The following is a 26,069-nucleotide window of genomic DNA, read 5'->3' on the forward strand; positions in this document are numbered from 1 at the left end:
TGTTGGGGTGATCGTTCGCCCCGGCGAACTCGCTCGGGCCACCGGGCAGGGGGCTCGCCTGTGGGGTCCACTTCGAGGAGCCGTTGCCATGCCGAGTTCGTGCCTGTCGTTTCCTGCTGCTTTGCGTCTGGCCCGCCGTCACCCGGCGGGCCTGTTTTTGGCGGCCTTGACCTTCGCGCTGACGCCACTGCCTGCCGGCGCCTCGACGCCGCAGGACAGCGCCGGGCCGGCCAGCGCATCAAGCACGCCGCCACCGGCGGATGCGACGAATCCGCGCCTGCCGGTGAAGAACCTGCAGCGCGTCGTCGTCACCGGCATTCGCGGCAGCATCGAGAAATCGCTGCAGGTCAAGCAGCAGTCCAACGAGATCGTGGAGGTCGTCTCGGCCGAGGACATCGGCAAGCTGCCCGACCCGAGCATCGCCGACAGCCTGTCGCGCCTGTCCGGCCTGGCCACCCAGCGCGGGCTGGACGGGCAGGCCAACCAGATCTCGATTCGCGGCCTGTCGCCGGACTTCACCGCCACGCTGTTGAACGGCCATGAGCAGGCCTCGACGGGCGAGAACCGCGGCGTGGAATTCAACCAGTATCCGGCCGAGCTGATCAACCAGGTGGTGGTCTACAAGACACCCGATGCCAGCCTGCTGGGCCAGGGGCTGGCCGGCACCGTCGACATGCACACCATCAAGCCGCTGGACTTCGATGGCATGAAGCTGGCCGCGAACCTGCGCGGGCAACGCGGCAGCAACGGCTCGCTCAACCCCGGCTCCGGCGTGGGCGACTGGGGGAACCGCTTCAGCCTGTCCTGGATCGACCAGTTCTTCAACCACACGCTGGGCATCGCGCTCGGCGCGGCGCGCGAGGACGCGCCGATCCAGCAGCGGCAGTACCAGGCGTGGTGGTGGAGCGTGGACAACGGCACGGCCGGCATCGACCAGAACTGGGGCGGGCCGCATACGCCGGGCATGCCCGACAACGTGATCTCGCAGGAAGGCATGCAGTTGCGCGCGCTGTCGCAGGACCAGGTGCGCGACGGCGTGATGGGCGTGCTGGAGTGGGCGCCGAACGACACCTACTACTCGACGCTGAATCTGTTCTACTCCCGCTTCGACAAGCGCTCGTACAAGAACGGCCTGCAGTGGTCCAGCAGCCCGTACGACAACGTGTCCTACGCCAACGTCGGCACCGTGCCGCTGCAGCCCTATCCGTTGGTTACCTCGGGCACGCTCATGGGCATCGCGCCGATCCTGCAGAACGGCTACAACCGCGAGCGGGATTACCTGTTCTCCGCGGACTGGAGCAACCAGATCCATTTCGGCGACGACTGGGTCGTCAGCGGCGACGTGGCCTATTCCTCGGCGCGGGTGAAGCTGCTCGATGCCTACACCTTCACCGGCCTGCCCGGCGGTGCGCTCGGCGACGTGCAGTTCACCACGCCGCGCGATTTCGGTTTCCCCGACTTCCGCACCTCGTTCAACCCCGGTGACCCGGCCAGCCTGGTGTTCACCGACCCGGACAACTACAGCTACAACGGCCGCCAGGAATTCGACCGGCAGAAGGACCACCTGAAATCCGCGCGGCTGGCGATCTCCCATCCGCTGGGCTGGATCTTCTCCAGCGTCGAGGCCGGCATCGCCTGGTCCGACCGCGAGAAGACCAAGCAGGCCGACGTGTTCTTCGCCTACCTCAACGGCAACGGTTCCGACCCCGGCACCTACGACCACGCCTACGGCGTGCCGATCGACCCGGCGGTGCTGCGCGGCAGCACCTCGCTGGGCTATGGCGGCATCGGCCCGATCGTGGACTACGACGTGCTGGCCGCGCTGGAGCGGCAGTTCTACCTTACCCAGCGCAACGGCGCTGGCGACTACGATCGCAACTACACGGTACGCGAGAAAGTGCCGGTGGCCTACCTGAAGTTCAACCTGGACACCACGCTGGGCAGCATTCCCCTGCGCGGCAACGCCGGCGTGCAGGTGGTGCGCACCGAACAATCCTCGCAGGCATTCCAGACCACCGGTGACGACAAGGTCGGCACGCTCACCGGCGGCGCCACGTACACCAAGGTGCTGCCCAGCCTCAACCTGGTGGCCGAGCTGGGCGACAAGCAGTACCTGCGCTTCGGCTTCGCCAAGACGCTGACCCGCGGGCGCATCGACGACGAAAAGGTGGCTTCGTCCGCCTCGGTCTCCGAAGTCCAGAACGGTCCGGGTGCCGGCCAGGTGCGCTGGTCGGGCAGCGGCGGCAACCCGAAGCTGCGCCCGTACATCGCCGTCGGCACCGACCTGGCGTGGGAGAAGTATTTCGATGACGCCACCTATGTCGGCATCGACGTGTTCAACAAGAACATCCTCAATTACATCTACACCCGCACCGTGGCCGATTACGATTTCAGCGGCTACACCAACAACAACCCGCTGCTGACGCCGAGCAGCAATATCGGTACGTTCTCCACCCCGCAGAACGGCACCGGCGGCCGCATGCAGGGCGTCGAGCTGGAAGGGGCGCTGTCCGGGGCGCGGCTGTCGCCGGCACTGGCCGGGTTCGGCGTGCAGGCCAATTTCGCGCTGACCAACAGCACCATCCCCGACAGCACCATCTCGAACATTCCAGGTGGGCCGAAATCGCTGCCGGGCCTGTCGCGCAAGACCGCCAACCTGCAGATCTACTACGAGGCCCACGGTTTCGCGCTGCGGGTGGCCGAGCGCTACCGCTCCAGTTTCACCGGCGAGGCCGTGGCGCTGTTCGACCAGATCGGCTACACGCGCATCCGCGCCAACAAGGAGACCGACCTGCAGGCCAGCTACGAGTTTCCGGACGGACGGCTGAAGGGTTTGTCGCTGCTGCTGCAGGTGTCCAACCTGACCAACGAACCGTTCGAGTCGGAACAGGTCAGCGGCCTGCCCAACGGCGTGGAAGTCGCGCGTCCGCTGGAGTACGACACCTGGGGCCGCACCGTGCTGCTCGGCGTCAACTACGCCTTGTAGCGCGGCTCACGCGCCGTCGATCGCCAGATCGCCGTGGCAGGCCTGCAAGGCGCTGAGCGCCGCCAGGCCTGCCGTCTCGGTGCGCAGGATGCGTGGGCCCAGGCGCAGGCCGAGGAAGCCGTGCTGCGCCAGTGCGCGGGTGTCGGCTTCACCCAGGCCACCTTCCGGCCCGATCACCAGCACGCCGCCGGCGGCACCGAAGCGCAGCGCGCCGATCGTCTTCTCGGCGCCCGGCAGCAAGGCCAGTCGCAGCGCGCCATCGTCAGCCAACCCGCCCAGCCATGCCGCCAGCGGCTGGATCGGCGCGATGCGCGGAATGCGTGCGCGGCCGCTCTGCTCGCAGGCGCTGACCGCCACCGACTGCCAATGCGCCAGCCGCTTGGCGGCCCGTTCCGCGTCCAGGCGCACTTCCGATCGTTCGGTCAGCAGCGGCACGATGCCGGTCGCGCCCAGCTCGGTGGCCTTCTGCACGATCAGGTCCATCTTGTCGCCGCGCGCGATGCCCTGGGCGAGCAGCAGCGGCAGTGGCGACTCGTTGTGCACGGGGCTGCACGCCGTCACCTGTACCCGCACCGCGCGCTTGTCGATGCTGCCGATGGTGGCCGCGTAGTCGCAGCCGTCGCCGTTGAACAGCACCACCGGCGCGCCTGCGGGCAGCCGCAGCACCCGCGTGGCGTGCTCGGCCGCGTCGGGCGGCAGCACCAGGTCGGCGCCCACGGCAAGCGGCAGGTCGGCGTGGAATCGGATGGTGCGCATGCGTCAGGGCCGCAAAAATCCAAGCATAACGGAGCGCGTGGACGGTGTCGGTCAACCGGCCACGGCGTGCTCGATGCCTTGGATGGCGGTATCCACCAGCAGGTCGATCTCCTGCTCGGTGACCACGTACGGCGGCATGAAATAGACGACATTGCCCAGCGGGCGCAGCAGCACGCCGTGCTGCAGGCCGTGCAGGTAGACGCGCAGGCCGCGGCGCTCGTCCGCGGGGTACGGGCGTCGGCTGGCCTTGTCGGCGACAAGTTCGACGGCAGCGATCATGCCGGTCTGGCGCACGTCGGCGACCTGCGGATGCTCGCGCAGCGGCGCCAGCCGGCGCGCCAGGCGCGCGGCCAGCTGCCGGTTGCGTTCCAGTACCGGCTCGTCGCGGAAGATCGCCAGCGTCTCCAGCGCCACCCGGCAGCCCAGCGGATTGCCGGTGTAGCTGTGCGAATGCAGGAAGGCCTTGCCGGCGCGGTACTCGGCGTAGAACGCGGCGTAGACCTCGTCGGTGGTGAGCACCGCCGACAGCGGCATGAAGCCGGCGGTGAGTCCCTTGGACAGGCACATGAAGTCCGGCGACACGTGGCCCTGCTCGCAGGCGAACAGCGTGCCGGTGCGGCCGAAACCCACCGCGATCTCGTCGGCGATGAAGTGCACCGCGAACTCGTCGCACAAGGCGCGCAGTCCGGTCAGGTAATCCGGGTGATACATGCGCATGCCGCCGGCGCACTGCACCAGCGGCTCGACGATCACCGCGCAGGTTTCGCGGGCGTGGCGTTCCAGCAGCGTGCGCAGCTCGGCGAGCCGGCGCGCCGCTATCTGTGCCGGTGTCTCGCCCGGTTCGCCTTCATAGGTGTCCGGCGAGGGCGCCAGCAGCGGGGTCAGCAGCAGCGGTGCGTAGGTCTTGCGATACAGCGCCACGTCGCTGACCGACAGCGCACCCAGGGTTTCGCCGTGATAGCTGCCGCTGAGCGCGATGAAGCGGGTCTTCTCGCCGTGACCGCGGTTGAGCCAGTAGTGGAAGCTCATCTTCAGCGCCACTTCGATCGCGGACGAGCCGTTGTCGGCGTAGAACACGCGCTCCAGTCCGGGCGGCGTGATGCGCACCAGTTCCTCGGCCAGCCGGATCGCCGGTTCGTGGGTGAAACCGGCAAAGATCACCTGTTCCAGCGTGCGGGCCTGGTCGGCCAGTGCGGCGGCAATGCGCGCATTGGCGTGGCCGAACAGGTTGACCCACCACGAGCTGACGCCGTCGAGATAGCGCCGGCCCTCGGCATCGACCAGCCAGGCGCCTTCGCCGCGCACGATCGGCAGCATGGGCACCGCGCCTTCGCCGTGGTCGTGCATCTGCGTGCATGGATGCCAGACGTGCCTGAGATCGCGCTCGGCAAGCGCGGCGTTGTTGTTTGCGGGAATGGTCATCCGGCTATGATCGACGCTGCGCCCGGGATGCTCAAGCGGTGCGCGGGACATTCGGAACTGGACGCTTGATTCGACTTCGAAAAATTCTCGTCGCCCTGGCGGTGCTCGCGGCAGTCGTGCTGGTGCTGGCGTGGTTTCTGCCGGCGCGCTGGGTGATGCCGTGGGTCGAGCCGCAGTTGCACGGGCTGCGGCTGCAGCAGGTGCAAGGCACGGTTTGGAACGGTGCTGCCGGTAACGTCTTGGATGCCGATGGGCGACGGTTGGGACAGGTGCGCTGGCAGTTGTCGCGCCGCGCGCTGCTCGGCCGGCTGCAGATGCAGCTGGCCTTCGACGGACCGCAGGCGGATTTCTCCGGAACCGTGCGGCGCACGGCGCAGGGTCGCGTCGAGGGCGAAGGCTGGCGGCTGCATGCCGATCTCGCCGCGACGGATGTTCCGCTTCCGGTCGACTGGGGCGCGCCGCTGGGCGAGCTGCAACTGACGGTCGATCATGTACTGCTGCAAGGCGGCTGGCCGCTGCAGTTGCAGGCGCAGGGCCGGTGGCAGCGGGCCGCCGTGCACACGACCGAAGGCGAGCTGGCGCTGGGTGAATTGCAGGGAAGCGCGCAGGCGCAGGGCGGCGTGATCCACGCGCAATGGCACGATCAGGGCGACGGGCCGCTGCAGGTGCGCGGCGAATTGCAGCTGAGCCCGCTGGGCTGGCGTCTGGACAGCACGCTGCGCGCCCGCCATGGCGATCCGGCGTTGCAGCGCTGGCTGGCCCGGCTCGGGCCGGTCGCGCCGGACGGCAGCGTGCACATCCGGCAGGCCGGTGGCCTGGCCGCCAACCCTCCATCGAACCGCCAGGACGCCACGCTGCCATGAACCCCGAGACTACCGCCGTCGCGCTGGCCGCGGCACGCGAGGCTGCCGCCGCCGCCGCCGAAATCATCACGCACTACTGGCGTCGCGGCGTCGAGGTGGAGCTGAAGGCCGATGCCACGCCGGTGACGGTGGCCGATCGCGAGGCCGAGCAGGCGATTCGCCGCGTGCTGCAGGCCGCGCTGCCGCAGGCGGCGATCTACGGCGAGGAGTTTGGCCTGCAGGGCGAACGAGACGCTTTGCTGTGGCTGGTCGATCCGCTCGATGGCACCAAGAGCTTCGTGCGCCGCACGCCGTTCTTTTCCACCCAGATCGCGTTGATGGACCGCCACGAACTGGTGCTGGGCGTATCCAGTGCGCCGATCTACGGCGAGACGATGTGGGCCAGCGCCGGCGGCGGCGCCTGGTTCGAGGGCGAACGCGTGCGCGTGGCGGACACCACCGACATGGCGCAGGCGGCGATCTCGACCGGCAACATCAGGACGCTCGCCGGCGACGCCCGCTGGGCGGCGCTGGGCGGGCTGATCCGTGACAGCAACCGCATCCGCGGCTACGGCGATTTCTGCCACTACCACCTGCTGGCGCGCGGCAGCCTGGACCTGGTGATCGAGTCGGACGTGAACATCCTCGACATCGCCGCGCTCGCGGTAATCGTGCGCGAGGCCGGCGGTGTGTTCACCGATCTCGACGGCGCCCCGCCGACGCTGGATACCACCAGTGTGCTGGCCGGCACGCCGGCGCTCCACGCGCAGGCCTTGCAACGCCTGCGGCGCTGAGGCGCAAAGGTTAGAATCGCCGGATGCGCAAACTGCCGATCATCCACGCCATCCGCGACGTCACCGACAGCCGATTCCTGCAGGTCGAGCAGCTGGACCTGGAATTCTCCAACGGCGTGCGGCGCACCTACGAACGACTCAAGGGCAGCGGCCTGGGCGCCGTGATCATCGTGCCGATGCTCGATGACGAGACCGTGCTGCTGGTGCGCGAGTACGGCGGAGGCGTCGGCCGCTACGAGCTGGGCCTGCCCAAGGGCCGGCTCGACCAGGACGAAACCGCCGAGCAGGGCGCCGAACGCGAGATGAAGGAAGAAATCGGCTACGGTGCGCGCAAGCTGAAGATCCTGCACAACCTGTCGCTGTCGCCGTCGTACATGACGCACATGGCGCACGTGGTGCTGGCGCAGGATCTGTATCCGGAGAAACTCGCCGGCGACGAACCGGAGGAACTCGAAGTGGTGCCGTGGAAGATGTCCGAGCTGCACACCCTGCTCGGTCGCGACGACGTCACCGAGGGGCGCTCGATCGCTGCGTTGTTCATGGCCCGCGAATACCTCGCCGGGCGCTTCCAGAGGACCTGAGCTTGCCCCCCGAATTGGCACGGCAGGTGGGCGCGATTGCCCGCGCGGCGGCGGCGGCGATCCTGCAGGTGTACCACGGCGACTTCGCCGTGCAGACCAAGGGCGACGACTCGCCGTTGACCGCTGCCGATCTCGCCGCGCAGCGGGTGATCGTGGCCGGCCTGGCCACGCTGCAGGAGCAACTGCCGGTGCTGTCGGAAGAGGCCAAGGCCCTGCCCTGGTCCGAGCGCCGGCACTGGACGCGCTACTGGCTGGTCGACCCGCTCGACGGCACCCGCGAGTTCGTCAAGCGCAATGGCGAGTTCACCGTCAACATCGCGCTCATCGACGACCACCGCAGCGTGCTGGGCGTGGTGCTGGCCCCGGTCACCGGCGAGCTGTACGCCGCCGCTCAGGGCCAGGGTGCGTGGCTGCAGGAGCGCGAGGGTGGCCCGTGGCGGCGCATCCGCACGCGGCCGCTGGGCTCTCCGCCGCGGGTGGTCGGCAGCCGTTCGCATGGCGGCGCGCAGGGTGGGCTGCTCGAACAATTGATCGGCAACGACTACGACCATGTGCCGCTCGGCTCCTCGCTGAAGTTCTGCCTGATCGCGCGCGGCGAGGCGGACATCTACCTGCGCCTTGGCCTCACCAGCGAATGGGACACGGCCGCGGCGCAATGCGTGCTGGACGAAGCCGGGGGCGCGGTGCTCGATCTCGCCGGCCGACCGTTCCGCTACAACCGCGGCGAGTCCCTGTTGAATCCGGAGTTCGTCGCGGTCGGCGACCTCTCGATCGACTGGACCGCGCGACTGACCAGGAGCGAGGAGTGAGTGAAGAGGAGTGAGAGATGAGAGGGGTTCGTCCTCCGCCCGCTCCACCCCCGCACGCTCCTGCTTTCTCTCACTTCTCACTCCTCTCCACTTTATGACCCGACACAGTCTCGACGACCTCCTCGCCATCATGGCGCGCCTGCGCGATCCGCAGCATGGCTGCCCGTGGGACGTGCGGCAGGATTTTTCCTCGATCGCCGCCTACACGATCGAAGAGGCGTACGAGGTCGCCGATGCGATCGACCGGCGCGACTGGACCGACCTGTGCGACGAACTCGGCGACCTGCTGCTGCAGGTGGTGTTCCACGCGCAGATGGCCGCCGAGCAGGGCCTGTTCGAATTCGCCGACGTCGCCCACGCCATCAGCGCGAAGATGCTGCGCCGCCATCCGCACGTGTTCGGCGACACGCGTTACGCCGACCTGACCGAGCAGATGCAGGCGTGGGAGCAGATCAAGTCTGCCGAGCGCGTGGCGAAGGGCCGGACCGCCGATGACAGCGCGCTGGCCGGCGTCTCCACCGGGCTGCCGGAGTGGAAACGCGCCCACAAGTTGCAGCAGCGCGCTGCCGCCACCGGTTTCGAGTGGCCCGGCCCGCAGCCGGTGCTGGAGAAGCTGGCCGAGGAAGTGGAGGAGGTGCGCGTCGAGTTTACCCACGGGGCCGACCCGGCGCGCCTCGAGGACGAGATCGGCGACGTGCTGTTCGTGATGGTGAACCTCGCACGCCATGCCGGCGTCGATTTCTCGCAGGCGCTGCGGCATGCCAACGCGAAGTTCGAACGACGCTTCCGCCGCATGGAGCAACTGGCTGCGGCCGATGGCGCGGCGTTTGCCGAGCGCACGCTGGAGGAGCAGGAACAGTTGTGGCGGCGCGCCAAGCAGGACGAGGCCGGCCACTGACAGACGCGGCGGCCGTGGCCGCCGCGTCATCCCGTTTTTGCTGTCGCGACTACTTCGCTGGAGCTGTCGCGTCGCTGGCGGCGCGCGGCTGCCATGCCGCACGCATCTTCTCGCGCTCGGCGCGCATCTTCGCCTCGTTGGCCAGGTTTTCGTCCAGCCCCTTGCGCAGCGTGGCGATCGCCTGGTCGACATTGGTCGGCTGTGCCTGCAGGCGGGCCAGTCGCTGGTAGACGTAGTCGCGCACGCGCGGGTCCTGCGACTTGGCCAGCACGTCGTTGTAGACCGCCGCCATGTCCTTGCTGCGGCCGGCCTGCTGGTACAGCCGTTCCAGCGCGCGCAGGTCGCCGATCACGCCGCTGCGCTGGTGGTGCATGTGATGGCCCGCCATGCCGTGGTCGCGGTCGCCGGGAAGGATGCGTGCCTGCTTGGTGACGACCATGTGCGGATTGGCGGGCGACGCCGGCGCGTTCTGGGCCATCGCGAACGTGGCCGACCCGGCCAGCAGGGCGACGAGGGCGGAAGCGAGGAGGGTCTTGCGTTGCATGGGCTGTCTCCGTGGGTAATGGGATGATCAACGCGCCGGCCGCGCAGGAGTTGACTGCGGCGTTCAGACTGCTGTCATCCTTGCAACCCTTTTGCGATCCGCTGCATCCAAGCCTGACCGACTACCGAGGAGAGTCCCATGCGCCGTCTTTTCATCGCCGCCATGCTGTGTGCCCCGTTCGCCGCGTTTGCCGCCGGATCGTGCGAGTTCGAGGCCCCGCGCAACCTGCAACTGGACCTGGCTGGCGTCCGCAGCGTGCAGATCGACGTCAACAGCCACGACCTGCACCTGATCGGCGGCGCCGACACCAGGGGCCTGACCCTGGTCGGACGCGCCTGTGCGTCGAAGAAAGCCGCGCTGGACAAGCTCACGGTCACCCAGCGACGCGACGGCGACCAGCTGTTGATCGACATCGGCGGCGACCACCAGGGTTTCAATTTCAACCTGTTCGGCGGCAACGTCAGCATGAGCCTGGACGTCACCGTGAACCTGCCGGCGAACGTGCCGGTCACCGTGCGCGTGGGCTCCGGCGACGCCGACGTGCGCGGCGTGCAGGAGCTGCGCAGCACGGTCGGTTCCGGCGACCTGCACGTGCGCCAGATCGCCGGCAAGTTCGCCACCAGCGTGGGCTCGGGCGATGTCGACGCCAGCGATGTCGGCAGCCTGCAGCTGGGTTCGGTGGGCTCGGGTGATTTCAAGATCGATGGCGTCAAGGGCGACGCCAGCATCGGCAGCATCGGCTCGGGCGACGTCACGCTGCGCAACGTCGGCGGCAGCGTGCACGCCGACACGCTGGGCTCCGGCGACCTCACCGTGCACGATGTCGGCGGCGATCTCACGCTCGGCGCCAAGGGCAGCGGCGATGTCGACCACTCCGGCATCAAGGGCAAGGTCAGCGTGCCGCACGACGACGATTGATTCCGCCACAAGCCGGCATCCCGTAGGGCGGGCACTGCCCGCCGCTCTTGATCGCGTGCATCACCGAAAGGCATGGCGGGCAGTGCCCGCCCTACGAAGCTGGAGCGAACAACATCGGGCACTTCGGTGCGTCTACGGCTGAATTCCGCGCCAGACCAGATACACCAACGGCGCGCACACCAGCAGGAACGGGATCGACACCCGGTGCAGTTGCCGCAGGCCGTGCGGCTGCCCTGCCAGGCGCAGGGCGATCAGGTTGGCCAGCGAACCGATCGCCACGCCGAAGCCGCCCACATTGACCGCCACCGCCAGCGCGATGGCATCCGGCGCTCGCTCGAGCAGCAGCACGGTCGCCGGCACGTTGCTGATCAGCTGCGCGGCGACAATGCCGCTGGCGAACAGCACCATCGGTTGATCGAGATGGAGCCCGTCGAGCACGCGCTGCATCAGCGGCAGCTCGGCGAAGTGGCCGAGGCCGAGGAAGATCGCGGCGAAGGTGAGCAGCAACAGCCAGTCGATCCGCACCAGCGAGGCGCGGGCCAGCGCCCCGAACAGCACCAGCAGCGCCACGGCGCCCAGCGGCGCCAGATGGTATTCCATCGCCACCACCATGCCGACCAGCGCAATCATCGACCACGCGCCGAGGCGGCCCGAGTGCACCGCGCCGTCGATGTGCCGGGGGCTCAATGCCACCCGATCGCGCGGCAGCCAGTACCAGGTGAACGCCGCCACCAGTGCCAGCATGACGGCCGCGGCCGGCAGCATCGCCAGCGCGAAATCGAGGAACGACAGCCGCGAGTGCTGCCACAACAGCAGGTTCTGCGGGTTGCCGATCGGGCTGAGCGTGGAGCCGGCGTTCACCGCCAGCGCCTCCAGCACCACCATGCGCAGCACCGGCAGGTTGGAGATCGCGCCGATGGACACGGTCAGCGGCACGATCAGGAACAGGCTCACGTCGTTGGTCAGCACCATCGAGAGCAGCGCGCTGGCGGCCACCAGCAACAGCCCCAGGCCGCGCAGCGAGTGCGCCCGCGCCAGCGAAGCGGCCGCTGCGTGCTGCACCAGGCCGCTGTCGCGGATGCCCTGGATCGCGATCAGCAGGCCGGTCAGGCCGGCCAGCGTGGGCAGTTGCAGCCAGTGCCGATAATCGTCGACCGGACGCGGATCGAGCAGCGCCAGCAACAGCACCAGCGCGGCGAACACCAGCAGCAGCCATTCGTGCTGCAGGCGTTTGCGCCAGCCGGTGGCGGGTGACGACGCGGCAGGTTCCACGCGCGCTCAGCCCTCGCGCAGCAGGCGCATCGGTGGCGTGCGGCTGACCCGGCGCGTGCCGGCCAGTCCCAGCAGCATCACCACCAGCGCGGCGGCGGCCGCGCTGGCTACCAGCGGCCACGCCGGCGGCACGAAGCCCTCGATGTGGAACACCGCCCGACCCAGCCACCAGCCGCCGCCGGCGGCACCCAGCGCGGCGGTCAGGCCGGCGACCAGGCCCAGCATGGCGAATTCGCAGGCGGCGGCCACGCGCAGCTGTGCACGGCGCGCGCCCAGCGTGCGCAGCAGCGCGGCCTCGTGGCGCCGCTCGGCCGCGCTGGCGGCCAGCGCCGCGGCCAGCACCAGGATGCCGGCCAGCAGGCTGAAGCCGAGGATCCAGCGCACCGCGCTGCCCACGCGGTCGATGATCTCGCGCACCCGATCGAGCAGCGAGTCGACGTCGACCAGGCTGAGGTTGCCGTATTCGCGCGACAGTTGCGCCAGTTCCGCCGCGTGTCCGGACGACAGGTGGAAGCTGGCCAGCCAGGTGTGCGGCAGCTCGCTGGCGTGGGCCGGGTCGAGCAGCAGGAAGAAGTTGACCCGGAACGAGCTCCAGTCGACCTTGCGGATGCTGCCCACCCGCGCCTCCAGGCTCCCTTCGCCGACGTCGAAGCGCATCGTGTCGCCGAGCTTCAGGCCGAACATGTCGCGCCACATGGTGTCGATCGACACCTCGGGCCGATCCGGCGCAGCCCCATGCCAGTGGCCGGCCACCACCTCGTTCGCCGGCGGCAGCGCGGCGGACCACGACAGCCGCAGCTGGCGATCGGTCCACTCCTTGGCGCGCGGGTCCGCGAACTGCAGTCGGTCGATGGCGTGGCCGTTGATCGCGGTGAGCTTGCCTACCGCCAGCGGCAGCATGTTGAGCTGGTCGGCGCCGATCCGCGCCAGCGATTGCGAAAAGCCGGCGCGCTGGTCGCTTTGCAGGTTCAGGGCGAACCAGTTGGGCGTATCCGCCGGCAATTCCTGGCGCCAGCCCTGCAGCAACGCCGGTGCCACCACCGCAAGCAGCAACAACGCGCACAGACCCAGGCTGAGCGCGGTCGCCTGGATCACGCTCAGCGCCGGTCGTCGCGCCAGCGCGGCCAGGCCCAGCCGCAACGCCGGGTGCGCGCCCGGCGCAATGCGCCGGGCCAGCCACAGCAGCGCGCCGGCCAGCAGCGCCGCGAGCACGCTCACGCCGAGCAGGCTGCCGGCGAGGATACCGGCCAGCTGCAGCGAGCCGCTCTGGCCCCAGATCAGGCCCAGCGCCACCAGCGCGGGGATCAGGTACAGCGCGTCGAAGCGCCGCACGCGCCGCGACAGACTCTGCCGGAACACTGCCACCGGCGGCACTTCGGCCAGCCGTGCCAGCGGCGGCAGCGCGAAGCCCACCAGCACCGCGATGCCCATGGCCGCGGCAGCGAATGCCGGCGCCAGCGGCAAGACCGTGGGCACGTTGCCGAACAGCTGACTGGCCAGCAACCACGCCAGCTGCGCCATTCCCAATGCCAGCGCGACGCCCAGCGCCGCCGCCGGCACGGCGAGCGCACCCAGGGTGCCCAGCAGCAGGCCGAGCACGCGCCGACGCGAGGTGCCCAGCGCGCGCAGCAAGGCCACTTCGGCAGTCTTGCGCCGCGCGTAGCGCTGGGCGGAAAGGGCGATCGCGATGCCGGCGAGCAGGGCCGACAGCAGCGCAGTCAGCCGCAGGAATGAACCGGCGCGGTCGAACGCACTGCGCATGCGCTCCCGGGTCTGCTCCGGCGTAATCAGTTGCGCACCCGAGGGCAGCGCGGTCGTCTCGGCCCAGTCGCGCCAGGCGCGCACCGCATCCGGCGAGCCGGCCAGCAACAGCCGATGGCGCGCGCGGCTGCCGCGCCCGAGCAAGCCGGCCTGCTCGGCATCGGCCAGGCTCATCAGCGCGCGCGGCGCCAGCGCGAGCAATTCGCCGCCGTCGGGCTGGCGCAGCAGTTCGGCGCCGATGGTGAGCGTGCGCCCGCCCAGTTGCAGGCGGTCGCCCACCGCAAGGCCCAGCGCGACCAGCGCGCGATGATCCAGATAGACCTCGCCGGCGGCCGGCGCGCGGCTCGGCGGCAGCGCATGGCCGTTGCGATCGCGCAGCTCCAGCGTGCCGCGCAGCGGATAGTGCGCATCCACCGCCTGCACGTCGAGCAGTTGGGTGCGTTCGTGGGCGAACGCCACGCTGGGAAAGCCGGCGGTGCGCGTCAGCTGCAGGCCGTCCTGGCGTGCCTTGTCGGCGAAGGCGGCAGGCAGGGCCTGCGGCGCGGATACGCCGATGTCCCCGCCGATCAACTCCGCGGCGCTGGCCAGCATGCCACGCTCGATCCGGCTCGCCAGCGTGGCGACCACGCCCAGCGCCACCACCGCCAGCACCAGCGAGGCGGCCAGCGTGCGCAGTTCAGGCAGGTGCCATTCGCGACGCAGGCTGCGCAGCGACAAGCGCAGCAGGCTCATGCCGGCACGCCCGCGTCGGTCGACGCCACGCGCCCTTCCTCCAGCTCGATGCGGCGATCGCAGCGCGCGGCCAGGCCGGCGTCGTGGGTGACCAGCACCAGGGTGGTGCGGTGGTCGCGGTTGAGCGCGAACAGCAGGTCGCAGATGTGGTGGCCGGTGCGCTGGTCCAGGTTGCCGGTGGGCTCGTCGGCGAACAGCACGCGCGGGCCGTGCACGAAGGCGCGGGCGATCGCCACGCGTTGCTGCTCGCCGCCGGAAAGCTGCGCGGGGTAGTGCCGCCGCCGCGCGCTCAGGCCCACCGCCTCGAGCGCCTCCCGCGCACGGCTGCGCGCCGCGCTGCTGCCCTCCAGTTCCAGCGGCAGCATCACGTTCTCCTCGGCAGTGAGCGCCGGCAGCAGGTGGAACGACTGGAACACGAAGCCGACCAGTCGCCGCCGCAGTTCGGCGCGGGCTTCCTCGTCCAGCTGCTCCAGCGCATGGCCGTCGAGGGCGATGCTGCCGCGGTCGGGCGTGTCCAGCCCGGCCAGCAGGCCGAGCAGGGTGGTCTTGCCCGAGCCGGAAGCGCCCACGATGGCGAAGCTCTCGCCGGGCATCACGCGCAGGTCCACGCCGTCGAGGATGTCGAGCCGCCCCTCGGGGCCGTTGACCGACTTGCTAACATCACGGGCTTCGAGGACGGGACGGGAAGAATCATTCATGCGGCGCTGCCTGTGGTTGCTGGTTCTGCTCTGCGGTTTCGGCGTCGCCCACGCGGCGGCGCCGAAGACCGTCCTGGTGCTGGGCGACTCGCTGTCCGCCGCGCACAACATTCCGGTCGAAGCCGGGTGGGTGCATCTGCTGGATGTCCGTCTGGGCAAGATGGTGCCGAAGTGGCGTGCGGTCAATGCCAGCATCAGCGGCGAAACCTCGCTGAGCGGCCGACACCGCTTGCCCGCCTTGCTGCAGACCTACCAGCCGGCGGTGCTGGTGATCGAACTGGGCGCCAATGACGGCCTGCGCGGGTTGCCGCTGCCGGCCTTGCGCGACAACCTGACGGCGATGATCGAGCTGGCGCAAAAGCACAAGACACGCGTGCTGCTGCTGGGCATCGAGCTGCCGGTGAACTACGGCCCGCAGTACCGCGACGGCTTGCGCGCGATCTACGCCGACCTGGCGCGCCAGCGGAAGGTCGCGCTGCTGCCGTTCCTGCTCGACGGCGTCGCGCTGGACCCCGGCCTCATGCAGGCCGACGGCCTGCACCCGGTGGCCGCCGCCGAGCCGCGCGTGCTGGAAAACGTGTGGAAGGTGCTGCAACCGCTGCTGCAAGCGCCCAACGTCCACTGAACGGCGCCGCGGCCAGTTCACGCCGTCGTCACCGTGGCTCCGGGTATACCTTCACAAATGTGAAACCGGACCACAGCGAGGCAAGACATGACGACTCATGACGAGCAAGCGGGCCTGATCCTGCTGGTTGAAGACAACCGCCAGATCGCCGAGATGGTGGGCGAGTTCCTTGAAATGCGGGGTTATTCCGTCGATTACGCGGCCGACGGCGTGAGCGGGTTGCACCTGGCCGTATCCAACAGTTACGACGTGATCGTGCTGGACCTGATGCTGCCCGGGCTGGACGGCCTGGAGCTTTGCCGCAAGCTGCGCAAGGAGGCGAAGAAGTCCACGCCCGTGCTGATGCTCACCGCGCGCGACACCCTGGAAGACAAGCTGGTCGGCCTGGAGGCCGGCGCCGACGACTACCTGGTCAAGCCGTTCGAGGTGCGCGAACTGGTGGCGCGGCTGCGCGCGCTGATCCGCCGCGACCGCCGCCAGGTATCCACCGAAGTGCTCACCGTGGGCGACATGACGCTGGACACCGCCACGCTGCGGCTGACCCGCGAGGGCCAGGATCTGGTGGTGTCGCCGATCGGCCTGAAACTGCTCGCGATCCTGATGCGCGAATCGCCGCGCGTGGTCAGCCGGCGCGACATCGAGCGCGAGATCTGGGGCGACACGCTGCCCGATTCGGACACGCTGCGCTCGCACCTGTACAACTTGCGTCGCGTCATCGACAAACCCTTCGCACGACCTTTGCTACATACCATCCATTCCGCTGGCTACCGGCTGGCCGACCTGGAATCGGAAATGGCGTCGGCGCAGCAACCTGCGTGATGGCGAGGCGGCGAGGGCAATGAACAGCAGGGTGTCGAACGCGATCACATTCCGCACGGGAGCCTTCAAGCGACGCATCGCCTGGGTGTTCGGCTTGCAGTTCGTGGCCCTGCTGATCATCGGCGCGATGGGCATTTTCAACGTCGCGCCGTGGGAAGCGGTGATCGTGCTGATCCTCATCACCACCGTGCTGGCGTGCCTGGCCGCCCAGCACGAGTGGGTGCAGATCCGCTCGCTGGCGCGATTGATGGCCGGCTGGAACGATGCCCGGCCCGACCCGGAAGCGTTCCACCCGCAACGCCTGTCACGCCGCACGGATGCGGACGTGGCGTCGCTGGCGCGCGGCCTGCACGGCTTCGCCACGCGCATCGCCGGTTACGGTCAGCGCGAGCGCAACTTCACCCGCGACGCCAGCCACGAACTGCGCAGTCCGCTGACGGTGATCCGCATGTCGGTCGACATGCTGGTCGACGAGCAGGGCCTGAGCGATTTCGGCTCGCGCTCGGTGCGCCGGATCAAGCGTGCCTCGCGCGAACTGGAAATGCTGGTCGAGGCGCTGCTGGTGCTCGCACGCGATGCCGGCACGCCGGTGGATACCGAGCGCTTCGTGGTGAACGACGTGCTGCAGGGCGAACTTCAAGCCGCGCGCGAAATGCTCTGCGGCCGGCCGATCGAGTTGCGCCTGGAACAGCCGGCGACCTTTGCGCTGGACAGCTCGCCACGGGTGTTCTCGGTGCTGTGCTGGCAGTTGCTGCGCAATGCCTGCCAGCAGGCCGAGCGCGGCAGCGTGGTGGTCAGCGTCGAACCCGGCATGGTAAGCGTGCGCAACCTCGCCCCGGCGAAAGGCGCTGGCGATGCCGATGCCGATGCCGATGCCGATGCCGTTGCCGATGCCGATGCGGGCGCGCCCGGTGCCGATCGGCACGGATTCGAGCTGGCGATCGCGCGGCAGATCAGCGACCGCTTCGGCTGGCCGCTGGAGCTGCAGACGCATGCAGGAGGCGAAAGCATCGCGCGCATCCGTTTTCCCGACGCCCTGCCGGCGGGCGGGCAAAGCCCGAACGCGTAGGCGCCCGGCAACGCGCAACGCCCTGTCGTCGCGTGACGGGAGGCATCGCGCGCAAGCGCGCTCCTGCGCGAATCAGCCGGCTTGCAGCGCCGGCGCCACGGCGAACGCGCAGCCGGTCTTCGCCTTCACGTCGCCCAAGCTCACGCCGTCGTTGAGCTCGATCAGGGTCAGGCCCTTGCCCTTCTCCACCGAGAACACGCACAGGTCGGTGATGACGAGGTCCACGCATTCCTTGCCGGTGATCGGCAACTCGCATTGCTGCTTGATCTTCGGCGAGCCGTCCTTCGCGCAGTGCTCCATCAACACCACCACGCGGCGCACGCCGCTGACCAGGTCCATCGCGCCGCCCGGGCCCTTGACCATCTTGCCGGGTACCATCCAGTTGGCGAGATCGCCGGTGGCGGAGACTTCCATGCCGCCGAGGATCGACAGGTCGATGTGGCCGCCGCGGATCATCGCGAAGGAATCGGCGCTGGAGAAGAACGCCGAGCCGGGCAGGGTGGTGATGGTCTGCTTGCCGGCGTTGATCAGGTCGGGGTCGACCTGATCCTCGGTGGGGAACGGGCCGATGCCGAGCAGGCCGTTCTCCGACTGCAGCACCACGTTCACGCCGGCCGGGATGTGGTTGGCCACCAGGGTGGGGATGCCGATGCCGAGGTTCACGTAGTAACCGTCGCGCAATTCCTTCGCGGCGCGCTGTGCCATCGCGGTGCGCGTCGGGTTTTCCTTGCCGGTGTTGGCGCCGGCGAGGGTGCGGATCTCGATGCGCTTCTCGTACTTCTCGCCCTGCACGATGCGGTCGACGTAGATGCCCGGCACGTGGATGTTGTTCGGGTCCAGCTCGCCGACCGGCACCAGGTGCTCCACCTCGGCCACGCAGACCTTGCCGCAGGTGGCGATCATCGGGTTGAAATTGCGCGCCGTCTCGCGGAACACCAGGTTGCCCATCGCGTCGCCCTTCCACGCCTTGACGATGGACAGGTCGGCGGTGATGGATTCCTCCAGCACGTACTCCTTGCCGTTGAATACCTTGGTCTCCTTGCCCTCGGCCAGCTTGGTGCCGAACGCGGTGCGCGTGTAGAAGCCGGGGATGCCGGCGCCGCCGGCGCGCAGCTTCTCGGCCAGCGTGCCCTGCGGCGTCAGGTGCAGCTCCAGTTCGCCGGCCAGCGTCTGCCGCTCGAACTCCTTGTTCTCGCCCACGTACGAGGCGTACACGCACTTGACCTGGTGGGTCTTGAGCAGCGGGCCCATGCCGAAATCGTCCACGCCGGCGTTGTTGCCCACGATGGTCAGGTCCCTGGTGCCCGCCTGCAGCAGGCCGCCGATCAGGTTCTCGGGGATGCCGCACAGGCCGAAACCGCCGGCGGCGATCGTCATGCCGTCGAACAACACGCCCTCAAGGGCTTTCGTCGCGCTCGGGTAAACCTTGTCCATTGCCGTGCCTTCCTCATGGAGAGTCAGCTGCCAAGGATACGACGGAATCGCGCCGGCCGGCCTTGTACCAAGGTCGCAGACAGGCAGGCACATGGCTTGACGCGAACAATTACGCATGTAAACATAGATTCACTTACACGCGTAAACGGTGACTCATGGCGATCAGCGAAGCCGAAGCGGTGGTGATGGACGTGCTCTGGCGCGAGGCCCCGCGCACGGCCGAGGAGATCCTGGCCGAGGTCGGGCCCACGCAGGGCTGGCAGGAGGGCACGGTGAAGTCCCTGCTCAACCGCCTGCTGAAGAAAAAGGCCGTGCAGGCCGAACGCGACGGCCGCCGCTACCTCTACACGCCGCTGCTGGCGCGCGAGCAATACGTGCAGCAGGAGAGCAAGGGCCTGCTCGATCGTCTGTTCGGCGGCCGCGTGGCGCCCTTGGTGGCGCACTTCTCCGAGCAGCGCAAGCTGTCGAAGAAGGACATCGCCGAACTGCGCAAGCTGCTGAAGGAGCTCGACGATGAGCAGCATTGATGCGCTGATGGCGGTGTGGGCCAGCCATGGCTGGTTGGCACTGCTGGCATTCACCGTCGCCGTAATGATCGTCGCCGCCCTGCGCAGGCCGTGTCGCCGCCTGTTCGGCACCGAGCGTGCGTTCCAGTTGTGGTTGTTGCCGCCATTGGCGGTGCTGGCGAGCCAGTTGCCGCATGCGGCGGGAGCCGAGCGTACGACGCTTCCCGCACTGGTCTACGCGATCACGTCGGCGGGCGCCGCATTGCCTGTCCCGGACGCCAACGGAGCGGAGTTCGACTGGCGCGGCGGCCTGGCTCTGGTGTGGTTTGCGGGCGCCGCGTTGATGGTCCTGCTGGGCCTGCTTGCCCAGTGGCGCTATCGGCAGCGCCTTTCGGGCGCCAAGCAACTGCTCGTGCCGTCCTCGCGCTGGCCAGTGTTGCTCGCGGCAAGTGCCAGTGTCGGTCCGGCGGTGGTCGGTGCGTGGCGGTGCCGCATCGTGCTCCCCGCGGATTTCGAACGGCGCTACGACCGCGTCGAGCAGGCGTTGATCCTGGCCCACGAGATGGCGCATGCGCGCCGGCGCGACGGCTGCTGGTGTCTGTTGGCGCAGTGCCTCGCTGCGGCGTTCTGGTTCCATCCGTTCTCATGGTGGGCGCTTGCCGCATTTCGCCAGGACCAGGAGCTGGCCTGCGATGCCAGCGTTCTGCGCCAGCACGGCATGCAGCGGCGCGCGTATGCGCAAGCCATGCTGAAAACCCCATCGGCGATACTTGCCTTGCCCGTGGGCTGTTCCTGGTCACCTCGCCACCCACTCACGGAGCGTATCGCCATGTTGAAATTGCCGCGTCCCGATCCTCGTCGCCGAATGTCCGGCCTGGCGACCATGCTCCTGCTGGCGCTGGCTGTGAGCGGCCTGGCCTTCGCTGCCAGCCAGCCCGGGCCGCCGGCATCGTCGTCCGACTCCGCAGGTCTCGCCCATCGCTATACGCTCAAGCTGGCACTTGGCGTGGATGGGCAGCCGGCACGCCTGCACGCAACGAGCTGCCTGAAACCGGGCGAGTACTACACGGATACCCAGACCGCCATCGGCACGCTGCCGCCATGGCATGGCCGTTACACCGTCGTGCCGGGCGAACACGGCATGCTGGAAGTGCAGGCGCATTTGAGCGGCGGTTCGTTGCCGGCCCCGGTCGATCCCAGGGTCCGCACCCATCCGGGACAGACGGCCACGATCCAGGTGGGTCAGCAGGTGGCCGGCAAGGACGGCAGGACAGTTGAAGATCACACCATCAAGATCGAGTTGACGCCCAGCGTCGGTTGTTGAATGCCGGGCCAGGCTGACGCCCTTGGCTATACTCCGCGACATGCGTTCGAGGAGTCTCATGTGAAGCCGCCATACCTGTTCCTTGCCCTTGCTGTCTTCGGAATCACCGCCATGAGCCACGCCGCCGTTTCGCCCGTGCTGGTCATCCACGGCGGCGCCGGCGTGGTCGTGCGTGACATGACGCCGGCGAAGGAGCAGGCCGTGCGTGCGGCGATGACCCGGGCGCTGCAGCAGGGCCATGCCCGGCTCAAGGCCGGCGACAGCGCGCTGGACGCGGTGACTGCGGCGATCACCGTGCTGGAGGACGATCCGAACTTCAACGCGGGCAAGGGCGCGGTGTTCACCCATGACGGGAGAAACGAGCTCGACGCGGCGATCATGGATGGCGACACCTTGCGTGCCGGCGCGGTGGCGGGGGTCGAGCACGTGAAGAATCCGATCCTGCTGGCGCGCGCGGTGATGGAGCATTCGCCGCACGTGATGCTGTCCGGCGCCGGTGCGGAAGAGTTCGCCAAGGAGCAGGGCATCACCCTGGTCGATGCCGCGTATTTCCGCACCGATGCGCGCTGGCAGCAATTGCAGCGGGCGCTGAAGGAGGATGCGGCAAAGCAGCCGCATGCGGACGTCGAGACGGCCAAACACTTCGGCACGGTGGGTGCGGTGGCGCTGGACGCGCGCGGCCACCTGGCCGCCGGCACCTCCACCGGCGGCATGACCGACAAGCGCTGGGGCCGCATCGGCGATTCGCCGATCATCGGCGCCGGCACCTACGCCAACGAGAGCTGCGCGGTCTCCGGCACGGGCTGGGGCGAGTTCTACATCCGTGCCGTCGCGGCACATTCGATCTGCATGAAAGTGACCCAGATGCGCGTGCCGCTGAAACGCGCCGCCGCCGAGGTGATCAACCAGCAGATCCCGTCGATGGGCGGCAACGGCGGCGCCATCGCGCTGGACGCGGAGGGCCACATCGCGATCCCGTTCAACACCGACGGCATGTATCGTGGCTGGATCGGCGCCGACGGTGTGCCGCACGTGGCGATCTACGGCGACGAGGATGACGGCACCACGGAAATCCCGGAGCCGGTTCCCGCCGAGAGCGACGCACAACCCTGACGAAACGGCGTAGGGCGGGCACCGCCCGCCATCGTGTCCGACGAAATGTCCGGAAAGCCGGCGGGCGGTGCCCGCCCTACGGGCTTGTGCATCGATGCGGAAATCCGGCCATGAACAACCCGACGCGACGCGCCTCTGTAGGAGCGCACCCTGTGCGCGATGCCTTCCGTTCCGAGACGAAGAGCTCGCGCACAGGGTGCGCTCCTACAAGGAACCGTCGGGCGGGCGCTGCCCGCCCTACCGGATCTTGCGCATCTGCGCGGGGGTGAGCTCGCCGCTGATGCCCAGGCGGCTGCTGTCGGCGCGGATCACCAGCACGCGCGGGGTCTCGCCGCCCCAGTTCGGGTCGAGCAGGAAGTTGAGGCGCTCGGGGCTGGCTTCGGCATAGGCCCGGTTCGGGAAGCCATCCACTTTCATGCGCTGCAGCCGCGCCTCGATGGCCTGGCGGCGTTCGATGCTGTCGGTGGTGACGATCACCAGTTCGATGTCGCGCGGGTGGGCACGCTGCAGTTTGGCCAGCGCTTCCAGGTTGGGTTCGCAATAGGCGCAGTCCAGCGCCCAGATCGCAATGATGCGGGTGCCGTGCGCCGGCGGCTTGAGCAGCGCAGGGATATCGCTGGCAGCCAGCGGCCGCAGCCCGGCTTGTTGCGCCAGCGCCGGCGCGGCGAAGGCGAGCAGGACAAGCAGGAACCAGCGATGCATCACAAGGCCTCCGTGTCGACGAGTTTGAAGCCGTCGGTCGTGTTCCAGGCGACGAATGCATGGCTGCCGCGCAACAGGAGCTGCGGCGAGCCGGCGGCGTGGGTGGAACTGGCAATGCCGCGCGGTGCGGCGAAATGCAGCCCACCGTCGTCCGAGCGGCGCAACATCAGTGTATAGCCGTCGGCGTCCACCTGGTTCCAGGCGATCCACACTGTATTGCCGCGCACGATGACATCGGCGTGGCTCGCACCCGGCCCGCCGATTTTCAGCACGTGTCGCGGCGCATGGCCGGGATCGAGCTGGCCGTACCAGATCGTCGGTGCGTCCTTGGCTTCATACCACACCGCATGTCGCACTCCATGCGCGTCGACCGCCAGGCCGGGCCCGTGATCGGGACAGGCGGCGACCTGCCACTGGTTGAAGGTGGCGCGCTCGGCGTGCGCCGGTGCGTTGCCGGCCGGCACTACCGCATAGGCATGGTCGCGGATGTTGTCACCGTAGATGGCGCGGAAAAACGCGACGATACCGCCATCGACCGTGCGCGCGAGCGTGGTGCGGCAGCACTCGCAACTGTGGTCCGCCAGTTTGCGTTCCGGTGCAAAGTGGCGGCCGCCGTCGGTCGAGCGCGCGTAGTAGAGCGCGAAACCGGCATACGGCTGGCCGGCAGCTTTGGCGGCGTCATGGTCGCGGCCGTCGATCCACGCCGACACGATATCGCCGTTGGTGGCGACCGCGAGCGAGTCGAAACCGCGCGTGGCCGGCGCGGTGTCGTGGTTGATGGTGATCGGCGCGACAAACGTCTTGCCGCCGTCGGTCGAACGCGCAAAGCGCACGTTGCCGACCCACCCGGCCGCAGGCTTGTCGGTCCATTGCACATAGACCTGGCCTGCCGGGCCGAAGGCGATCTTGGGTCGGTTTTCGCCGGTGGCGTAAATGGTCTCCGGCGCTTGGTTCACGGCCACCGGCGGGCTGAGCGTCTTGCCAAGGTCGGTGGAACGCTGCAGCACCACGTGCCCGCCACGCGTGCTGACCAGCCACAGCGTGCCCTGTGCATCGAATGCGGCGCTGGCGCCGAGCGCGGATTGGCTGCCCATGTCCATATGCATGACATGGGCGTTGACGGCGAGTGGCAAGAGGCCGAGGCCAAGCCAAGACCAGCACAGTGACCGGAGCCAGCGATGGAAGGATGGGGACATGACGGACTCCCTGGGCGCTGTCAGTAGTGGAAGGTCGCGCCGACATACAGCGAGCGTGGCGCACCGGGGTTCAAGACGCCGTCAGTGGCCGTGACCCGGTCGAACACACCGAGACTGGCGGCGTAGCGGCGATTGGCGAGGTTGTCGGCCTGAGCGTAAAGCTCCCAGCGGCCGTGGCGCCAGCCACCGCGCAGGCCAAGCAGCGTGTAGCCGCCAGCACGGTAGCTGTTGGCGAAGTCCGCGTAGCGGGTGCCGATGGCGTCGAGCGTGGGGCCGAGGTAATACCCGCCGGCGGTGCGCCACATGAGTTCGGCGTGCAGCGCGTAGCGCGGCGCCGAGGGCAGGCGGTGGTCGCCGTAGTGCGGGTCGTGGCGGAACGAGAAATCGTTCCAGCTGGCGCTGACCAGTGGCTCCAGCCGGGTGCCGCCTGCGAGTAGCCAGCTGGCGCTGGCCTGCGCTTCGATGCCGGCGTGCACGGTGCGCGGCAGGTTCGCGGTGAGGCTGGTACCGGGCGCGTTCGGGTTGTCGATCGAAAACACTTCATTGCGCAGGCGTTCGAGGTAGCCGGAAACGCTCCAGTGCCAGCGCGGTGCCGCACCATGTTCGTCGCTGGCGCCGCGCACGCCCAGTTCGTAGCTCTCTCCGCGCGTGGGTTTGAGGGTGGCGCTGGGGCCGAGATCCATGCGTGCGTTGTCGAGGTCGAACGTGTTGGGCGACTGGTACAGGCTGCCGACGCTGGCGTAAATCTGGCTGGCGGGGGTGAGCTGGTGGATCACGCCCACGCGCGGATTGATGGCGCTGAACCGGTTGGTCTGGTTGCGTGGCGTGCGGTTGCCGGCATCAAAGCCGTCGATCTGGCGATCGGTCAGGCGCGTGGTGGTGCCTTGCGCGCCGTACACCAGGGTCCAGCCCGGCGTGAATTGCCAGCGATCCAGCGCGAACAGGTTGGCGTGGGTGGTGCGCTTGTTCACCAGCGCCTGCAGCTCGCCGCGGGTGCCGACCTCGTTCGCGTAATTGCCCCCGCGGTTGGTCGTCTGTGCAAAGTTCACGCCCGCCACGATGTCGTGGTTGCCGGTGCCCAGGTGGTAGCGCAGCATGCTGCCGCTGGTACGCTGGGTGGTGTTGATGAGCAGGCTGAAGACATTGATGAGGGGGGCATCCGGCGCCGGGCCGCTCGGCACGTAGACATCGACGATCGGGTGGTACAACCGCTGTGCCTCGCTTGATACGCCGAACTCGAGCGAACTGTCGTCGTTCACGTTCCAGATGCCCTTGAGGGCGAGGCGTGCGGTGGTCACGTTCAACTGGTGGTTGCCCCGCGCATACGCCGGGTCGGCCTGCCACGGATCGGCGTGGAACTCGTCCCGGGTGAGCGCGCCCGGCAATTGCTGGCGGTTGTTGATGTACGTGGCGTAGGCGCGCAGCTCGAGGCTCTCCGTGGCCTGCCAGCCGCCGTTGGCATACAGGCTGTCGCGGTTCTGCTGGCTGTGCCGGCGGTAGCCGTCGTAATGCTTGGTGTCCACCGTGAACATGCCGTCGTAGTCGCCTGCGACGCCGCCGGTGCCCAGCGTGGCCTCGCCGTTGCCGTGGCTGCCACCGGTGACCGACAGCGTGCGCGGATCGCTGTTGAGCGCGGTGCGTGAGATGACGTCGATCGCACCGCCCAGCGTGCTGGCGCCGTAGGAAAGGGCATTGGCGCCGTTGGCGACGATGATGTTGCTTGCCATTCGCGGGTCGAGCATGCGGTTGTGGTTGTTTCCGTCGGCGGCGGATACCGGCAGGCCGTCCTGGAACAGCGCGACGCCGGCATTGTCGTACGCCAGCGAGTTGAGGTTGGAGCCGCGAATGGACAGCGTGAGGTTGTCGCCACCGGTATTGCTGTTGGCCATCACGCCGGGCACGTAGCGCAGCGCATCGGCGAGATTGTTGATGGCACGCCCCTGGAGGCTGGCGCCACTGGAGGCGTACACGCTGCCAGGTACCTTGCGCGCGTTGGCGTTGGCGTCGTCGCCACCGGTGCTGATCACGTAGACCGGGCCCAGCGTGATCGCCGAGTTCGCGTTGGCGTGGTCATCCGCGCCCTGCGACGCGGGATTGTCCGCAGCGGTGGCGGCGCCGAAGGCGCCACTGGGCAGCCCGGCAAGCGCCATGGCCACGGCCATGGCAAGCAACGACGCTCGCGGCGTCGCGTGCAAAAAAGTCGACATGGAAAACTCCGAAAACAGGTTGGCGTGCGCAACGGACGTCGCGCGCGGTGTATCCGTACTT

Annotated in this window: 23 protein-coding genes; 13 read left to right on the forward strand and 10 right to left on the reverse strand. The window is 68.7% G+C overall.

Features of this window, described 5'->3' with window-relative positions; translation table 11 throughout:
- Positions 1-88: 88 nt before the first annotated feature.
- Positions 89-2,986, forward strand: a complete 2,898-nt coding sequence (locus ACFCQI_RS12135) for a TonB-dependent receptor (protein ID WP_395117021.1) — start codon at positions 89-91, stop codon at positions 2,984-2,986.
- A gap of 6 nt (positions 2,987-2,992) precedes the next feature.
- Here the strand turns inward: ACFCQI_RS12135 and ACFCQI_RS12140 are convergent, their stop codons facing one another.
- Entirely contained in the window at positions 2,993-3,742 is a 750-nt protein-coding gene (locus tag ACFCQI_RS12140) for a 16S rRNA (uracil(1498)-N(3))-methyltransferase (RefSeq protein ID WP_395117023.1), read from the reverse strand.
- Positions 3,743-3,793: 51 nt separating this feature from the next.
- A complete protein-coding gene (locus ACFCQI_RS12145; RefSeq protein WP_395117025.1) occupies positions 3,794-5,164 on the reverse strand; it encodes an adenosylmethionine--8-amino-7-oxononanoate transaminase in 1,371 nt (456 codons plus the stop codon).
- Between the two features lie 65 nt (positions 5,165-5,229).
- Here ACFCQI_RS12145 and ACFCQI_RS12150 point away from each other — a divergent pair, with 65 nt between their 5' ends.
- From ACFCQI_RS12150 to mazG, 5 genes are all read left to right on the forward strand, one after another.
- Positions 5,230-6,027 (forward strand): type II secretion system protein N, encoded by a 798-nt coding sequence (locus tag ACFCQI_RS12150; RefSeq protein WP_395117027.1) that lies wholly within the window; start codon positions 5,230-5,232, stop codon positions 6,025-6,027.
- Positions 6,024-6,800 carry an inositol monophosphatase family protein gene (locus tag ACFCQI_RS12155; RefSeq protein WP_395117029.1) on the forward strand — a complete coding sequence of 259 codons (777 nt, stop codon included), beginning with the start codon at positions 6,024-6,026 and terminating at the stop codon, positions 6,798-6,800. Before ACFCQI_RS12150 ends, ACFCQI_RS12155 begins: the two co-directional genes overlap by 4 nt.
- A gap of 23 nt (positions 6,801-6,823) precedes the next feature.
- On the forward strand, positions 6,824-7,381 hold the full coding sequence (nudE, locus tag ACFCQI_RS12160; protein ID WP_395117031.1) for an ADP compounds hydrolase NudE: 558 nt from the start codon (positions 6,824-6,826) through the stop codon (positions 7,379-7,381).
- Positions 7,382-7,383: 2 nt separating this feature from the next.
- Positions 7,384-8,190: a 3'(2'),5'-bisphosphate nucleotidase CysQ gene (cysQ, locus tag ACFCQI_RS12165; protein ID WP_395117033.1), complete on the forward strand. Its 807-nt coding sequence runs from the start codon at positions 7,384-7,386 to the stop codon at positions 8,188-8,190.
- Positions 8,191-8,284: 94 nt separating this feature from the next.
- Complete coding sequence (gene mazG / locus ACFCQI_RS12170; RefSeq protein ID WP_395117035.1) at positions 8,285-9,088, forward strand: nucleoside triphosphate pyrophosphohydrolase; 804 nt, start codon at positions 8,285-8,287, stop codon at positions 9,086-9,088.
- A 49-nt stretch (positions 9,089-9,137) separates the two neighbouring features.
- Here the strand turns inward: mazG and ACFCQI_RS12175 are convergent, their stop codons facing one another.
- A complete protein-coding gene (locus ACFCQI_RS12175; RefSeq protein ID WP_395117037.1) occupies positions 9,138-9,632 on the reverse strand; it encodes a hypothetical protein in 495 nt (164 codons plus the stop codon).
- A 138-nt stretch (positions 9,633-9,770) separates the two neighbouring features.
- Between ACFCQI_RS12175 and ACFCQI_RS12180 the strand changes: the two genes are divergently transcribed.
- Positions 9,771-10,550, forward strand: coding sequence for a DUF4097 family beta strand repeat-containing protein (locus tag ACFCQI_RS12180; protein WP_395117038.1), 780 nt, complete (start codon positions 9,771-9,773; stop codon positions 10,548-10,550).
- A 132-nt stretch (positions 10,551-10,682) separates the two neighbouring features.
- Here the strand turns inward: ACFCQI_RS12180 and ACFCQI_RS12185 are convergent, their stop codons facing one another.
- From ACFCQI_RS12185 to ACFCQI_RS12195, 3 genes are read right to left on the reverse strand one after another with little or no spacing between them, the layout of a single operon-like run.
- A complete protein-coding gene (locus ACFCQI_RS12185) occupies positions 10,683-11,822 on the reverse strand; it encodes an SLC13 family permease (protein ID WP_395117040.1) in 1,140 nt (379 codons plus the stop codon).
- Between the two features lie 6 nt (positions 11,823-11,828).
- Complete coding sequence (locus ACFCQI_RS12190; protein WP_395117042.1) at positions 11,829-14,315, reverse strand: ABC transporter permease; 2,487 nt, start codon at positions 14,313-14,315, stop codon at positions 11,829-11,831.
- Positions 14,312-15,013 carry an ABC transporter ATP-binding protein gene (locus ACFCQI_RS12195; protein WP_395117044.1) on the reverse strand — a complete coding sequence of 234 codons (702 nt, stop codon included), beginning with the start codon at positions 15,011-15,013 and terminating at the stop codon, positions 14,312-14,314. Before ACFCQI_RS12195 ends, ACFCQI_RS12190 begins: the two co-directional genes overlap by 4 nt.
- On the opposite strand from ACFCQI_RS12195, the gene ACFCQI_RS12200 reads away from it, so the two are divergent.
- From ACFCQI_RS12200 to ACFCQI_RS12210, 3 genes are all read left to right on the forward strand, one after another.
- Positions 15,012-15,638: an arylesterase gene (locus ACFCQI_RS12200; RefSeq protein ID WP_395117046.1), complete on the forward strand. Its 627-nt coding sequence runs from the start codon at positions 15,012-15,014 to the stop codon at positions 15,636-15,638. The genes ACFCQI_RS12195 and ACFCQI_RS12200 overlap by 2 nt on opposite strands.
- Before the next feature lie 87 nt (positions 15,639-15,725).
- Positions 15,726-16,457, forward strand: a complete 732-nt coding sequence (locus ACFCQI_RS12205) for a response regulator transcription factor (protein ID WP_395117047.1) — start codon at positions 15,726-15,728, stop codon at positions 16,455-16,457.
- 19 nt (positions 16,458-16,476) lie between these two features.
- A complete protein-coding gene (locus tag ACFCQI_RS12210; protein WP_395117049.1) occupies positions 16,477-17,526 on the forward strand; it encodes a sensor histidine kinase in 1,050 nt (349 codons plus the stop codon).
- A gap of 72 nt (positions 17,527-17,598) precedes the next feature.
- Here the strand turns inward: ACFCQI_RS12210 and ACFCQI_RS12215 are convergent, their stop codons facing one another.
- Positions 17,599-18,960: a 3-oxoacid CoA-transferase subunit B gene (locus ACFCQI_RS12215; protein WP_395117051.1), complete on the reverse strand. Its 1,362-nt coding sequence runs from the start codon at positions 18,958-18,960 to the stop codon at positions 17,599-17,601.
- A gap of 155 nt (positions 18,961-19,115) precedes the next feature.
- On the opposite strand from ACFCQI_RS12215, the gene ACFCQI_RS12220 reads away from it, so the two are divergent.
- The 3 genes from ACFCQI_RS12220 to ACFCQI_RS12230 all read left to right on the forward strand — a co-directional run bounded on the left by ACFCQI_RS12220 (position 19,116) and on the right by ACFCQI_RS12230 (position 21,903).
- On the forward strand, positions 19,116-19,487 hold the full coding sequence (locus ACFCQI_RS12220; RefSeq protein WP_395117053.1) for a BlaI/MecI/CopY family transcriptional regulator: 372 nt from the start codon (positions 19,116-19,118) through the stop codon (positions 19,485-19,487).
- 7 nt (positions 19,488-19,494) lie between these two features.
- Positions 19,495-20,790, forward strand: a complete 1,296-nt coding sequence (locus ACFCQI_RS12225; RefSeq protein ID WP_395121351.1) for a M56 family metallopeptidase — start codon at positions 19,495-19,497, stop codon at positions 20,788-20,790.
- A gap of 111 nt (positions 20,791-20,901) precedes the next feature.
- The gene (locus tag ACFCQI_RS12230) at positions 20,902-21,903 is read left to right on the forward strand and encodes an isoaspartyl peptidase/L-asparaginase family protein (RefSeq protein ID WP_395117055.1); all 1,002 of its coding nucleotides are present in this window, start codon (positions 20,902-20,904) and stop codon (positions 21,901-21,903) included.
- A 237-nt stretch (positions 21,904-22,140) separates the two neighbouring features.
- Here ACFCQI_RS12230 and ACFCQI_RS12235 read toward each other — a convergent pair whose 3' ends face one another.
- The 3 genes from ACFCQI_RS12235 to ACFCQI_RS12245 form a co-directional block, all read right to left on the reverse strand.
- Positions 22,141-22,605, reverse strand: a complete 465-nt coding sequence (locus ACFCQI_RS12235; protein ID WP_395117057.1) for a hypothetical protein — start codon at positions 22,603-22,605, stop codon at positions 22,141-22,143.
- Positions 22,605-23,699 carry a sialidase family protein gene (locus tag ACFCQI_RS12240; protein ID WP_395117059.1) on the reverse strand — a complete coding sequence of 365 codons (1,095 nt, stop codon included), beginning with the start codon at positions 23,697-23,699 and terminating at the stop codon, positions 22,605-22,607. Before ACFCQI_RS12240 ends, ACFCQI_RS12235 begins: the two co-directional genes overlap by 1 nt.
- Before the next feature lie 122 nt (positions 23,700-23,821).
- Positions 23,822-26,008 (reverse strand): TonB-dependent receptor family protein, encoded by a 2,187-nt coding sequence (locus ACFCQI_RS12245; RefSeq protein WP_395117061.1) that lies wholly within the window; start codon positions 26,006-26,008, stop codon positions 23,822-23,824.
- Between the last annotated feature and the right edge of the window lie 61 nt (positions 26,009-26,069).

The organism is Rhodanobacter sp. FW102-FHT14D06, assembly GCF_043950705.1.
GTDB lineage: Bacteria > Pseudomonadota > Gammaproteobacteria > Xanthomonadales > Rhodanobacteraceae > Rhodanobacter.